We start from the raw sequence: 14,669 nt of genomic DNA, 5'->3' as shown, positions 1-14,669 counted from the left end.
TTTCCTCGTTTTTGTAATAGCCTTTCATAACCATCGGGCCTTTGGCAAACACAATACCCATTTCACCATTAGCCACTTCTTTACTATGATTATCTTTATCGACAATTTTTATTTCTACTTCCGGGATGGGAGAACCCACGGTAAACATAATATTATCCTTTTTGGTTCTACCAGCGAGAATGGGAGAAGTCTCGGTTAGTCCATAACCTTCGGTAATAATTAAACCTATGATGTTAAAAAATCTATCCGTCGTTTCATTAAGGGCTCCGCCCCCGCTGATGGCAAATCTAAATCTTCCTCCGGTTAACTCTCTAATCTTTTTAAAGACTAATTTATCAGCGAGGTGATATTTCCACCTCAATCTTTTGACTGTACTTCTGGCTTGAGCTAATTCTTCACTGGTATACTCTAGTCGATCAAATAAAGGCCAGTTTCCGTTGAGCATTCCTTCTGCATTTTTATATTCTTCTCCTAAATTAATAGCCCAGTTAAATATAATTTTTTGCAGCGAGCTTCCTTTATTAATTTTATCTATAATTCCCTTATATAAACTTTCCCAAATTCGAGGTACACTGCACATAACCGTTGGTTTTTCATTTTTAAGATCCGGCAATAGGATCTGTTTAAATGGTTTACTGTAGGCAGTTGAGGCACCTACCCGCAGAGCACAATACTCTACTATTCGTTCATAGACATGCCAAGAAGGAAGGACTGATAAAAAGTTATCATCTTTATTGATAGTAATGGCTATAGGAGCGTTTATAACATTATGCATAAAATTGGAATTAGTTAACATAACACCCTTTGGATCGGAAGTAGTTCCCGAGGTATAGATAATGGTTGTTAGGTCATTAGATTGACCACTTTTGGCTATCTCTGAAAAGGAAACATCTCCCTGAGCTAATAAATTTTCACCTATTTTATTTACCCCTTCGAAGGAATAAATTTTAGGGGAATGAGTTTTATTGTATTCTCCGCCTATCACTACTGCTCTATTAATAAGGCTATTTTTTACCGAATCGGCTTTGTCTTTTAAGTGCACCTCCCTGAGAAGATTATCTATGTTTTTATCAAGATATTTTTCTAAAAATATCTTGGCTTTAGATGACAAGAAGAGATATTTATTGTTGTTTTTTGCTAATAGTTCTATTTCAGATTTAAATTTTTTACTTATTTCTTCTTGTTCTTTAAAATTAATAGGAATAGTCCATTCCGGGAAAGCTTCTTTTTCGGAGAAGATCTTAATCTTGTCATAGAGGATGATATTTTTTATCTGGGGGATATCTTTGGCTATTTTATAGAAATTAGAAAGTTGCGTTTCTCCTTCCAGTATAGCGCTGGTAGAATCCGAATGGTTTAGTTTAAAATAAATATCCTGAGGAGAGCTGCCTCCACTGCAGGGAATATCTACCGCCCTTAAACCTATAATTGCCATATCAGATATAATCCATTCAAAGCGATTATCACTAACCAGACCTACATGGTCAAATTTTTCTATTCCAATACCAAGTAATCCTGTGGCAAAAATTTCTACTTTTTTATAAAATTCTTGATAAGTAATAGGCGCAAATTTTCCATCTTTTTTTACTTTAAAAGCAATTCTATCACTATAAAGACTTACACTGTTTCTTAGCATTTCATTTAGTGTAACTAATTCCATAAAAATATCCTCCTTCCACAATCTTTACTAAACAACTATGAGTTAATATTAATAGTAGTTATTAATACCAAGTATATATTTAAATTTTAAAAAAGTCAAATGATAAATTTATCGTTAGTTCAATAAGATACAGGGCACCGTTACACTAATTTTCTTTTGTCGGAGCACAATGAATTGTGACCTATCTGTTTTATTGATTTTTTGTTTACCTTGCTAAACGAGTATCTATTAAAAAATAATTTTAAAAAAAATTCTTAAAAAGAAGGATTTTATAAAATAATATAGAATAGAATACTGAAAAGCTTATTAGTAAGAAAGAATATTTGCTATTTTTATAAATTCTTTTCTATATTTAAAAAACTATGATATAATTATATCGAAATATTCTGCTAAAAATAAATTCACTTTATTATTTTAGGGAGATAGGGTACGTGCGGACAATATCTATTGCTAATCAAAAAGGCGGAGTAGCAAAGACCACCACTACCATAAATTTGGGAGCAAGTTTGGCAGCATTGGGTAGAAAAGTATTATTAGTTGATTTAGACCCCCAAGCTCATACTACTTTAGGATTGAGTATTGAACCGGATACTTTGTCTAAAACGATATTAAATGTATTAGAACCCCATCGTTCCAAAAATAAATTGAAATTAGAAGAGGTAATCATAAAGCTACAAGTAAATAACGGAAATAATTTATTTGTAGCACCTTCCAATATTGACTTTGCCAGTGCAGAATATAAACTCATAGATCAAATAGGCAGAGAAGATTTTTTAAGTGCTAGCATAAGAGAGTGCGAAGTGCCTTTTGATTATATTCTTATTGATTGCCCACCTTCTTTGGGAATCCTTACTGTAAACGCCTTAAAAGCATGTGATGAAGTTATTATTCCTATGCAGCCACATTATTTTGCTCTTAGAGGGATAGAAGAATTTATTGAAACAACTGAGATCGTGCGGAAAAATTTGAACCATTCATTAAAAATAAACATTTTAATTACCATTGCCGATACCAGAAGTAATTTAGCCAAGGAAGTTATTGGAGAAATAAAACAGTATTTTGAAGATAAGTTATTTAAAACGATAATAAGAAAAAACATAGCTTTGGTAGAAGCCAGCAGTCAGGGTGTACCAGCTTTACAATATAGTCCTAATTCTCATGGGGCTATTGACTATTATAAATTAGCTCAAGAGGTGATATCTTTTGAAAAAGAAGAGATTAGTACGGGGATTCAGTAAAATAATAGATTACAAAGAAGAATTGATAAGGGATACCTCCAGGGGAATTAATGAAATGGTTGATATTAAAAACAAGGAAGATGATAATTTTTTAAACAAGCCCCTAAACCTTCCCCGAGAAGAAATAGAAAAATTCGTAAATATCAAAGTGGTGGGTATAGGAGGAGGAGGGAATAACGCGATTAGGGAAATGAGCCTGCAAGGAATGAATAATCTTGATCTAATAGCCATAAACACAGATCTACAAGCCCTATCTCTCTCTCAAGCCGGACAAAAAATTCAAATTGGTAAATCTCTTACCAATGGTTTAGGTGCCGGAGGTAACCCGGAATTAGGCAAGAAAGCAGCGGAAGAAGACAAAGATAAAATTTCTAAAGCTATGGAAAGTGCGGATATAATTTTTATTACAGCAGGTATGGGAGGAGGAACAGGAACTGGAGTAGCTTCAGTGGTAGCAAAAATAGCAAAACAACACGGTATTTTAACCATAGGAGTAGTTACTAAGCCTTTCGCTTTTGAAGGCAAAAAAAGAAAATTACAAGCTGAAGCCGGAATAGAAGAATTAAAAAATGAAGTAGATGCTTTGATTACTATTTCCAATGACCGTTTATTAAAAATTATTTCCAAAGATACTTCTATGAAAAATGCCTTCGGAATGACCGATAAAGTATTGTGTCAATCTGTTCAGGCAATTGCTGACCTGATTACAATTCCCGGATTAATTAATTTAGATTTAGCTGATGTAAGAACTGTAGCCAAAGATGCTGGGCTATCTTTAGTGGGTATTGGACAAGGTAAAGGAAAAAAGAAAGCAGCCGCTGCAGCAAAAATGGCTATTTCCAGTCCTTTGCTAGAGGTATCCATAAAAGGAGCAAAATCATTATTGATTAATGTTACCGGCGGTTTAGATATGAGCTTATTTGAAGTAAACGAAATAGTTGATATTATATCTAAAGCCGTTGGTCAAGATACCAATATTGTTTTTGGGGCAATTATTAATGAGGAATTGCAGGACGAAATAAGAGTATCTGTCATTGCCACCAAGTGCGAAGAAAATGTTGAGGAAGAAAAAAAAGAAGAAGTGATCAAAAAAGAAGTGTTAAAAGAAAATTATAAAGAAAAAGATGACCTGAAATTAGAAGATAAGTTTAAAATTAAAGATCAAATAATTGATGATAAAGATTTAGAAATCCCTGCTTTTTTAAGGAAAAAGATGAAAAGTAATTTACCGAACGATTCTTCAAAACCGAAAAAGACTTTATTTTAAAATCTATTGCCAATAAACCTATTTCTATAAAAGTTTCCCAAAGGTATTAAGATCCTTTGGGAAACTTTTATAAGCTTACACTCATTTAAAATAAATTTTGGTGTAATCATTCTTATGAAAAAGATAAAAGGTCGACAGCTTTCTTTTACTACTTATGAGGCTTATCAAAAAATTAAAAAAGATGATCCTTTAAAGATTATTTTTGAATCAATAGACTGGGGTTTTATTTACCCCATAATCAAAGATAAGTACACTACCGGTAGAGAATTGGTTTATGATCCCTTGTCTCTATTTAAAGCGCAACTTTTAATTTGGCTGGATGAAGTAAAATCAAATCGAAAATTAGCTGAGAGCTTACAATTTGATTCGCGTTTCTGTGTTCTTTGCGGTTTTGATAACTTTCTAAAATCCCCCGCGCATTCTACTTTTTCTTCCTTTAGGAAAAGAATTGGGAAAGATGTTTATTATAAGATCTTACACCGTTTAATAGCTCAAGCGGTCGCTGCCGCAGTAATAAATAAAATTAATTTTAGTAATAGCATAGTACATATTATTATATATTCTAATAACGGTAAAAAGATAAGTTGCAATTGCAACAGCAGAAAGTGCAAGTACAATAAAAAACAAAAATCTTCTAAAGATAAAAATAAGATAAAGTTAATTACTAAAAACTTTGTAGCTCTCGGATTTAAAGTAAAAATGGTAATTGATGCAAGCAACAGGCTGCCATTAGAGGTAGCATTAACGCCAAAAGAATAGAAAAAAACTTTTTCTAATTGTTTTCAAAGTTAATCATTTTTCGGAGTAATAACTTCCGCTTTTCTATCTTTTAATTTATCAAGGTATTCTTTTGCCAAAGGTTTATCTGTAATTATTGAGTCTACATTTTCAATGCCGGTGGTGCGAAAGATTGATGCCTTGTCAAATTTACTGGAATCTACTAAAAGATAATGAAGCCTGGAATTTTCGAACATCTTTACTTTAATGTTCCCTTCCATGACATTAGATTCATAAATACCTCGGGTATCTAACATTGTGCAGGAGAAGAAGAATTTAGTAACTTTTATATTTGACAACATTTGTTCTGCGAGTGGACCGATCGTTGAGAAGTATCCATGTCTTATATTCCCTCCCACAAGAACCAAATCTATCTTATAAATACTCATTAATTCAACTGCCATGTAAATATTATTGGTGATAATATGTAGATTATGAGAGGAGAGTGCCAAGGTACGAGCAAACTCGTAGCAAGTTGTGCTGGTATCTAAAAAAATAGTATCTCCTGGCTGCACAAATCTTTTAGCTAATTCTGCTATTATTCTTTTTTGTTCGAGATTAGTATTAAGCCTTTCATGAAATCTTTTATCGTAATCTCGAGCTATTTTAATGGTGTTGTATTCCTTTATTATAGATCTTTGATCAGCTAATTTTTTAAGATCTCTTCTAATAGTTACCAGCGATACATTCATTTTTTCAGCAAGCTGCACCGGGGAGATAAAATTACTATTTTGGATTAAATCTAACATTTTTTCGAGACGTTCTGCCTTGCCCATAAACCATTTCCACCTATTTAGTGATTTTTGCTCAATTTTATTTACAACATTTTATCGTTTTTATTATATTATATGATGAAAACAAAGTCAATAATTGAAGATATCATGATAAAATTTCTTGACATAAAGATAATAACTTGATAATATATTATCAAATAGTTTTCATTATATTAAAAAAGGAGGTAAATAAAATGAAAAAGCAAAAATTTATACTGACCATGGTTTTAATTGCAGTTTTTCTCTTATCTGTGGTTTCTTTTGCAGGGGCACAAGAAAATGTTAGAATTGCTATGTTAGTTAAAAACTTGGGGAATGCCTTTTTTGAAGCTTGTAGAGATGGAGGTTTGGAAGCAGCTAAAGAACTTGGAGGAATTGAATTTATTTTTCAGGGACCTACCACACCAACTGCAGAGGGTCAGATAGAAATTATTGACTCGCTTATTGCTCAAAAAGTAAATGCAATTGTCATTTCAGCAAACGATGTAGATGCCCTGGTTCCTGTTTGTCAACGGGCAATGAAGAGCGGGATTACAGTAATTTCCTTCGATTCAGGAGTTGCACCAGAAGGACGAATACTGCATTTAGCACCATCCAGCAGTGAGTTTATTGGTAGAAGCCAGGTAAAAATGTTGGCAAATTTAATTGACTATAAGGGTGAGATTGCTGTTTTGAGTGCTTCTTCCCAGGCTACCAATCAAAATGAATGGATTGAATGGATGAAAGAGGAATTAAAGGAGCCTGCTTATAAAGATATGAAACTGGTAGCTGTAGTATATGGTGATGACCTTTCTGACAAGAGTTATCGGGAAGCAACGGGGTTATTTAAATCTTATCCTGATTTAAGAGGGATTATTTCACCTACAACTGTTGGTATCGCGGCTACTGGAAAGGCATTAGAGGATGCTGGAAAATCAGGGAAAATTGAACTAACCGGTCTTGGTTTACCCTCTGAAATGAAACAATATATTAAAAATGGTACTTGCCGACAAATGTCTCTCTGGAACCCCATTGATTTAGGATATTCATCCACTTATATCGCCTACAAATTAGTTAAGGGTGAATTCCAGGGCAAAGAGGGTGAAGTAATGAAAGTTGGCAGAATGGGAGAAATTAAGATAGGCCCGGATAATGTTGCTGTAATGAGTGAACCATTTATTTTTGAAAAAGATAATATAGATAAATTTGCTGAGATTTACTAATGGTTTACTCTTTGAATTAAAAAAATCTGTTGGATAAAGCGGGATTAATTATATCCCGCTTTATTTGTTAAATACCTTAAAATAAAGAAGAGAGATTTTAGTTCAATGAAGAGCTGTATTCTTGAAATGAAGGGGATTAAAAAATATTTTTATGGAGTTAAAGCACTTGATGGGGTAGATTTTCAAGTAAGAACCGGAGAAGTTCATGCTCTCATAGGTGAAAATGGGGCTGGAAAATCTACGCTAGTAAAGATTTTAGCCGGTGTGTATCAACCTACCGCTGGTACTATTATTCTTAACAATAAACCTACCCAATTTCCATCTCCCCAAATCTCACAACAGGCTGGGATATCTGCTATACACCAGGAAGCTACAATGTTCCTGGAACTTTCTATTGCCGAAAATATCTTCATGGGTCATCATATTAGAAATAAATCTAACGGTCTGCTTTCTTGGAAAGAAATGAAGAGTGAAACCCAGAAACTTCTCGATAAACTTGAATTGGATATCCATCCTGATACTAAAGTAAAAAATTTAAGTATTGCTCAAAGGCATATGGTGGAAATTGCCAAAGCACTCTCACTCAACGCAAAAATAGTCATTATGGATGAACCAACCTCTGCACTTACTCTTAAAGAAGTTGAATATTTATATAAAATTATTAGAAAATTGAAATCAGAAGGAAAAACCATCATCTTTATTTCTCATAAATTTGAAGAGGTTTTTGAAATTGCGGATTATTTTACAGTGTTGAGAGATGGGAAATATGTCGGAGAAGGAAGAATGGCGGATATTACCGTAGATAAAATTATCCAGATGGTAATTGGACGCAGTCTTGAACAAATGTATCCGAAAATAGAGGCAGAGAAAGGTGACATTATCCTGAAGGTCGAAAATCTTACCAAGATAGGTGTATTTAAAAACATATCTTTTAACTTGCATAAAGGCGAGATATTGGGATTTTTTGGATTAGTGGGAGCAGGGAGATCAGAAGTAATGCAGACCATTTTTGGAATTGATACCAAGACCTCAGGTGAAGTTTTTATAAATGGCGAAAAAATTAGTATTACCAATCCTTCAGATGCAATGAATCATAGTCTTGCTTATCTCCCCGAAGACCGACAGATACAAGGTGCTATTTTAGCTATGAATATTAGGGAAAATATTACTTTGCCGATAATAGATAGAATAAGTAGACATATTTTTTTAGATCGTAATAGGGAATTTGAAATTACTGATGAATATGGAAAAAATATAGAAATAAAAGCTTCAGGTTGGGAACAGTTGGTAGAAGACCTCTCAGGAGGTAATCAACAGAAGGTAGTTTTAGCTAAATGGATTGCCACCAAGCCAAGAATATTAATTATGGATGAGCCAACCAAAGGAATTGATGTAGCAACCAAAGCTACTGTACACAATTTTATTTCTGAACTTGCAAAGCAAGGGATTGCAGTAATTCTTGTTTCCTCTGAACTTCCTGAGATTCTCGGTATGTCTAATAATATTATAGTAATGCATGAAGGAGTTATCACTGCTAAATTTACTCGCGAAGAAGCAAATTCTGAAAAGATAATTAAAGCTGCAACCGGGAGTATTTCAAAGTGAAGGAATTTAAAAATGATGGAATTATTTAAGAAAAGAGAATTTAATCTTTTTGTTTTTATTTTATTTATCATATTTGGGGTTAGTTTGAGAACCCCCAGCTTTTTATATATTAACAACTTTATTGATGTGTTGAATGATACGGCAATTCTATCGATGGTGGCTATTGGACAGCTGATGATTATTGTGACAGGGGGCATAGATTTATCTGTCGGTTCCAGTCTCGCTTTAAGTGGTATGAGTGTAGCCCTTCTAAATCAATATCACCCTGGAATTCCTATCTTTATGATTATTTTGATTTCAATAGCCATTGGACTCCTGCTTGGTTCGATAAATGGCTTGTTGGTTTCCCAGGCTAAAATTCCCCCTATTATTACTACTCTTGGTACCATGAGTATATATAGAGGTTTGGTATTCGTACTTTGTAAAGGAACTTGGGTTAGCGCTCATGAGATGACCGAGGTTTTTCGGATGTTTCCCAGAAGAAGTTTTTTAGGTATATCCAGTCTTATATATCTATCGATACTAACAGTAGTATTATTTTTAATTTTTTTAAATTTAACTAGAACTGGAAGAGAGATTTACGGGGTGGGCGGCAATAAGATAGCCTCTCAATATGTGGGCATTAGCCTGAAGAAAATTCAATATATTGTCTTTACCTTATGCGGAGGAATTACTGGTCTTGCAGGATTTCTCTGGGTTGCCCGTTATGCCGCTGCCCAGAGTGAAACTGCTATCGGCTTCGAACTTCAGACTATTGCGGCTTGTGTAATTGGAGGGGTAAGTATTATGGGTGGTTCTGGGTCGATTATCGGTGTTGTACTGGGAGCCTTTTTTATGGGAATTGTTTATAATGCTCTGACTATGATTAATGTTTCACCCTTCTGGCAGATGGCGATTCAGGGCTTCATTATACTTTTTGCAATTATAATAAATACGGTTATGGATAAACGTAATCAGCAACTGATGTTAAGAAAGAGAAATTTTTATGAATAACAAAAATGAAAGTCTTGAAATTAAAAAAATAAGAAAAAATTATCTGGTAAATATTATATGGCAGTGGGAAATCATTCTTCCTTTTATTTTCATTATGGTTGTAATCATAAATTCAAATTTATCTCCTTATTTTTTAGATTATACCAATCTTATGAACACCACTTTTAATTTTATTGAGAAAGCTATCATTGCTCTTCCCATGATGTTTGTGATCATATGTGGTGATATTGATATTTCTGTTGCCTCTATTATAGCTTTATCTTCGGTTTTTATGGGTATGGCCTCCCAAGCCGGAGTGAATACTTTTGGGTTGGTTGTGATAGGACTTTTTGCGGGTTTGGCGGCAGGTTTTTTAAATGGTTTCATTATAACAAAATTTGGGATTCCTGCGATCGCTGTTACTCTGGGAAGTATGTCTTTGTTTAGAGGGATTGCTTATGTTATTCTCGGAGACAAGGCATTTACCAAGTACCCAACCTCTTTTGCTTTTTTTGGGCAGGGATACATAGGAAACACCATGATTCCTTTTGAATTGATCCTTTTTTTCATACTTGCTATAATTTTTGGTATCATTTTACATAAAACGACTATAGGACGGAAGGTATTTGCCATTGGAAATAATTCTACTGCTGCTCGTTTTTCAGGGATACCTGTAAACAGAGTACGTCTTGCTATTTTTACCGTTACCGGACTCTGTTCAGGATTAGCTTCAATCTTGCTAACTTCCAGAATCGGGAGTACACGTCCAAATATTGCTAGTGGTTGGGAGCTGGAGATTATCACCACAGTTGTGCTGGGTGGAGTAGCTATTACCGGCGGAAAAGGAAATATTTTTGGAGTAGTTATTTCCATTTTTATTATTGGATTTCTTAAATTCGGAATGGGCCTAATTAATATACCTGGCAAGGTAATGACTATTATTATAGGCTTATTATTAATTTTAGCAATTATGCTTCCCCAATTACTGGAAAGATTAAAACCTAAAAATAGTTTTGGGAGCAGGTTAATGAAAAGAGCAGTATTTAAAATGAAATTAAAGGTGGGCTATGAAGAAGAGTATAAAAAAAGACATAATGAAATCTGGCCTGAACTTAAAGAAGAATTATCCAGGGCGGGAATTTATGATTATTCCATATTTCTTGATAAAGAAACGCTTACTCTCTTTGCGGTGCAAAAATTAAAAGAAAATAATACAGTTGAAAAACTCCCCTCTAAAGAGATAATGAAAAAATGGTGGGATTATATGCAAGATATTATGGAAACTAATCCAGATAATTCCCCGGTTATCACCTCTTTGGAAGAGGTTTTTCATATGGATTAAATATATTTTTAAATAAATATATGAAGAGAAAATAATCAAAACAATTTTATTTATTCAAAAAAGTGAAAATTGATCATATAAGAGGTAGTTTCCTTTTAGAAAATATTTTACAAATAAAAGGACTTTTTTTTAAGACGTTACAGCATATAAGGTTAAGTACAAAAAAGCAATTCACTAGGGGGGAAGGGAAAATGAAAGAATGGCAAAATGTTCAGGTCGAGGCATTACATAAGTTAGTAAAACTGTCTAATAATTTAGGAAGAATAGACTATCACCTTGCCATTATTGGAGAGGGTAATACCTCAGCTAAAGTTGAGATAAAAGATGTCTCTGATAGTTTTTTTATAAAAGCAAGCGGGACACAGCTGGCCACTGTAACCGAGAATGATTTTATTCAAGTTTATTTTGCACCAATCGTGCAGCTTATTAATATGGAGAATCCGAATGCTAAAGAAATTAATTACATCTTTGAAAAAGCAAAAGTGGATAAAAAACATCTAGCAAATCCTTCTGTAGAAACCCTGTTGCATGCTATTTGCCTTAGCTTGGAGGGAGTAAATTTTGTTGGCCATACTCACCCCACTGCTGTAAATAGATTGACTTGTTCAAAGAGTTTTCCGGCGAATCTGAAAGGGAGAATTTATCCTGATGAAATTATACTATTGGGAAAAGAATCGATCTTCATTCCTTATACTGATCCGGGAGTTCAATTGGCGCAAAAAGTAAAAAAAGAAATTGAAATATTTTTAAAGAAACATGGAGAGAGGCCTAAATCTATCTATTTTCAAAACCATGGATTTGTTGCTTTAGGATCTACTCCGACCGAAGTAGAAAATATTACTTTAACTGCTGCTAAGGCAGCGGAAATTCGTTTTGGTGCATTACTTGCAGGAGGCATAAATACCCTTTCTAATGATATGGTAACACATATATCGGGAAGACCCGATGAAAAATATCGACAGAACCTGTTTAAAGAATAGAGTAATTTAAGTTGAAAAAAGTCAAAAAAGATTGATCAGTATTTTTCTTTGCTTAGAACTAAATTAAAAGGGGTAATAGTATGAAAAAGTTTGTAGCGATTGATCTGGGTGCCGAAAGCGGAAGAGTTATTGTTGGTGATTTATCAAAAATGGAATTAGTACATCGTTTCCCGAATTATTTAGTAAGGATTAAAGATAGTATTTTTTGGGATATTCTGGGACTATTCAATGAGATAAAGAAAGGTTTAAAAAAAGCTTTTAAAAAATATCCCCATCAAATAGCGAGCATTGGTATTGATGCCTGGGGAGTTGATCATGTTCTTTTGGATGATAATGGTGATCTTCTGGGGAATTCTTATCATTATAGAGACAATAGGACAGACCATATAATGGAGGAAGTTTTTAGGATAATACCCAAAAAGGAAATATTTTCCGAGACCGGCATCCAATTTATGCAGATTAATACCCTCTATCAATTATATTCATTTGCAAAGAAAAAACCTCAAATCTTTGAAAATACAAAATATTTCCTAACTATTCCTGATCTTTTAAATTATTGGCTAACTGGAATTATAAAAAATGAATATTCAATCACTACCACTACTCAGCTTTATAATCCTATAAAAAAGGACTGGTCAACCAAGATAATGGATAAGCTTGGATTTAGGAAGGAGATATTTGGAGAAATAATTTTGCCTGGAACAAAGATTGGGAGACTTTTACCGACTATTGTACGGGAAATTAGCGCAGGCTCAGAGGTTGTGATTATTGCTCCTGCCTGTCACGATACCGCTTCTGCAGTGGCTGCTATTCCCGTGAAAGATAATATTCAATATGCCTATATTAGTTCTGGAACCTGGTCTTTAGTGGGTATAGAAAGCCCTGAGCCAATTATTAATGAAAAGAGCTACAAATATAATTTTACCAATGAAGGCTCTGCGGATGGAGGCTTTAGATTTTTAAAGAATGTAACCGGATTCTGGATTATTCAGGAGTGTAAAAAATTCTGGGATGAGAAGGTAAAGTCATATTCTTATGATGAACTAACTGAAATAGCTTTAAAATATGGTCCTGCAAATTTTAGGATTGACCCTGATGACTCAAAATTCTTAAAACCCGGTTTGATTGATGATAATATGCCAGAAAGAATAAAAGCTTATTGCCGGGAAACAGGGCAAAAAGTACCAGAGACACCGGCAGAGATTACCAGAGGGATTATAGAGAGTTTAGCAGATAAATATACAAAAACGATTAAAATGATAGAAGAGATCACCGGTAAATCTATCAAAGAGATATATATCATAGGAGGGGGAAGTCGAAACAGTCTCCTATGTAAAATTGTTGCTAATGTAACAGGTCTGTCAGTTTTTGCAGGACCGGTTGAAGCAACTGCCATTGGGAATCTAATGATTCAGGCAAAATCTATGGGACAAATTAAATCAATTGTTGAGGGCAGAAAGATAATCAGGAAATCTTTTGATATTAAAAAATACTGTCCTGAAGAATAAGGATAAAATTAGTTAAATATAAATATTTAATTATTTTTAAAATACCAAATGATTATTTTATTGATATATTATTTAGAAAAACAGTAAAGTACACTAAGGAGGGGCTAAAATGGCTATAGCAGTACTTATGCCCAAACAAGGACAATCTGTTGAATCATGTATCATTATTAAATGGAATAAAAAAGAAGGAGACAAAGTAAAAGCTGAAGAGCCTATCTGTGAAGTAGAAACCGATAAAGCTGTTTTTGAAGTGGAGGCTCCTGAAACCGGAACAATATTAAGAATCTTTTATAAGGAGGGAGAGGATGTTCCAGTTCTTGATACTATCGCTATTATAGGGCAACCGGGAGAAAAAATTGACCATCTTATCCCCAAAAAAACTGTCTCCATTTCTAAGGGTGAATATATTGAAAAGCAAAAAGTCCAAGTCCCAGATAAAGCTTTTAAAAAAACAACACCTTCTCCTAAGACTGTATTAATATCCATTTCGCCGGTAGCAAGACTTTTGGCAGAGGAGAAAAGAATTGATTTTTCCCGGCTTACCGGTACAGGCCCGGGAGGAAGGATTATTAAGAAAGATATTGAAAAAGCAATATCTGAAGGTGAAGCACTTATTTCAAGTACGGTTAGTGAGAATTTTTCCGGTCCCGCTAAAGAGATTTTAGTTGAAGGAGTACGGAAGATTATCTCTGAAAGAATGCTAACTTCTTTGCAAAGCACTGCTCAACTTACTTTAAATACTTCTGCTGACGCTTCTAATTTACTGGCTGGTCGGGAATCGCTAAAATCCAGTGCCTCAATGAAAGAGCTAAGCAAAATTAATATCAATGATTTTCTGCTGTATATTATTGCTCACCTTCTTCCTGAATTTAAAAACATGAATGCTCATTTCTTGAAAGATAAGATACTTGAATTTGAACCAGTCCATCTGGGATTTGCAGTAGATTCCCCACGAGGGCTTATAGTACCGATCATTCATAATGCCCATCTCTTATCTTTGAAGGCGATCTCTCAAGAAGCAAGACGATTAAGTGCTGCCTGTCAAGAGGATACTATCTTACCGGATGAACTAAAGGGAGGGACCTTTACGGTCACCAATCTGGGAACAATGGGCATCGAAAGCTTTACTCCTATCTTAAATATTCCTCAGGTAGCAATTCTTGGTATATGCAATCTTTCTCTTAAACCATTATTAAAAGAAGATAAAATACAATTTATTCCTCACCTTGGTTTATCTCTTACCTTCGATCATAGGGCAGTAGACGGTGCTCCGGCAGCTAAATTCCTGCAGGAAATTATTAGGCGAATAGCAAATTTTAATTTGGACAATATAAAATTAGCCTAA

At 34.1% G+C, this 14,669-nt stretch carries 12 protein-coding genes; 10 read left to right on the top strand and 2 right to left on the bottom strand.

Features of this window, described 5'->3' with window-relative positions; genetic code table 11:
• On the bottom strand, window positions 1-1,660 hold a 1,660-nt coding region (locus tag ENO17_08800), incomplete at its 3' end, for a long-chain fatty acid--CoA ligase (protein HER25131.1).
• Window positions 1,661-2,091: 431 nt separating this feature from the next.
• Between ENO17_08800 and ENO17_08795 the strand changes: the two genes are divergently transcribed.
• The 3 genes from ENO17_08795 (at window position 2,092) to ENO17_08785 (ending at window position 4,924) form a co-directional block, all read left to right on the top strand.
• Window positions 2,092-2,898 carry a ParA family protein gene (locus ENO17_08795; protein ID HER25130.1) on the top strand — a complete coding sequence of 269 codons (807 nt, stop codon included), beginning with the start codon at window positions 2,092-2,094 and terminating at the stop codon, window positions 2,896-2,898.
• Complete coding sequence (gene ftsZ / locus ENO17_08790) at window positions 2,864-4,165, top strand: cell division protein FtsZ (GenBank protein ID HER25129.1); 1,302 nt, start codon at window positions 2,864-2,866, stop codon at window positions 4,163-4,165. The genes ENO17_08795 and ftsZ overlap by 35 nt, the downstream gene beginning before the upstream one ends.
• A gap of 114 nt (window positions 4,166-4,279) precedes the next feature.
• Window positions 4,280-4,924 carry a transposase gene (locus tag ENO17_08785; protein ID HER25128.1) on the top strand — a complete coding sequence of 215 codons (645 nt, stop codon included), beginning with the start codon at window positions 4,280-4,282 and terminating at the stop codon, window positions 4,922-4,924.
• 29 nt (window positions 4,925-4,953) lie between these two features.
• Here the strand turns inward: ENO17_08785 and ENO17_08780 are convergent, their stop codons facing one another.
• Window positions 4,954-5,718 carry a DeoR/GlpR transcriptional regulator gene (locus ENO17_08780; protein HER25127.1) on the bottom strand — a complete coding sequence of 255 codons (765 nt, stop codon included), beginning with the start codon at window positions 5,716-5,718 and terminating at the stop codon, window positions 4,954-4,956.
• A 191-nt stretch (window positions 5,719-5,909) separates the two neighbouring features.
• On the opposite strand from ENO17_08780, the gene rhaS reads away from it, so the two are divergent.
• The 7 genes from rhaS (at window position 5,910) to ENO17_08745 (ending at window position 14,669) form a co-directional block, all read left to right on the top strand.
• Entirely contained in the window at window positions 5,910-6,917 is a 1,008-nt protein-coding gene (rhaS, locus tag ENO17_08775) for a rhamnose ABC transporter substrate-binding protein (protein ID HER25126.1), read from the top strand.
• A 105-nt stretch (window positions 6,918-7,022) separates the two neighbouring features.
• A complete protein-coding gene (locus tag ENO17_08770) occupies window positions 7,023-8,522 on the top strand; it encodes a sugar ABC transporter ATP-binding protein (GenBank protein ID HER25125.1) in 1,500 nt (499 codons plus the stop codon).
• Between the two features lie 12 nt (window positions 8,523-8,534).
• Window positions 8,535-9,515, top strand: coding sequence for an ABC transporter permease (locus ENO17_08765; protein ID HER25124.1), 981 nt, complete (start codon window positions 8,535-8,537; stop codon window positions 9,513-9,515).
• Window positions 9,508-10,836, top strand: a complete 1,329-nt coding sequence (rhaM, locus tag ENO17_08760; GenBank protein ID HER25123.1) for an L-rhamnose mutarotase — start codon at window positions 9,508-9,510, stop codon at window positions 10,834-10,836. Before ENO17_08765 ends, rhaM begins: the two co-directional genes overlap by 8 nt.
• A gap of 191 nt (window positions 10,837-11,027) precedes the next feature.
• Window positions 11,028-11,816, top strand: coding sequence for a class II aldolase (locus ENO17_08755; protein ID HER25122.1), 789 nt, complete (start codon window positions 11,028-11,030; stop codon window positions 11,814-11,816).
• Between the two features lie 80 nt (window positions 11,817-11,896).
• Window positions 11,897-13,324, top strand: a complete 1,428-nt coding sequence (locus ENO17_08750) for a rhamnulokinase (GenBank protein ID HER25121.1) — start codon at window positions 11,897-11,899, stop codon at window positions 13,322-13,324.
• Between the two features lie 109 nt (window positions 13,325-13,433).
• Entirely contained in the window at window positions 13,434-14,669 is a 1,236-nt protein-coding gene (locus ENO17_08745; GenBank protein HER25120.1) for a 2-oxo acid dehydrogenase subunit E2, read from the top strand.

It is taken from the genome of Candidatus Atribacteria bacterium, assembly GCA_011056645.1.
In the GTDB taxonomy this organism is placed as follows: Bacteria; Atribacterota; Phoenicimicrobiia; order Phoenicimicrobiales; family Phoenicimicrobiaceae; genus Sediminicultor; species Sediminicultor quartus.
The sequence above is the reverse complement of the archived record's forward strand: the minus strand, read 5'-3'. Positions and strand labels throughout refer to the sequence as shown.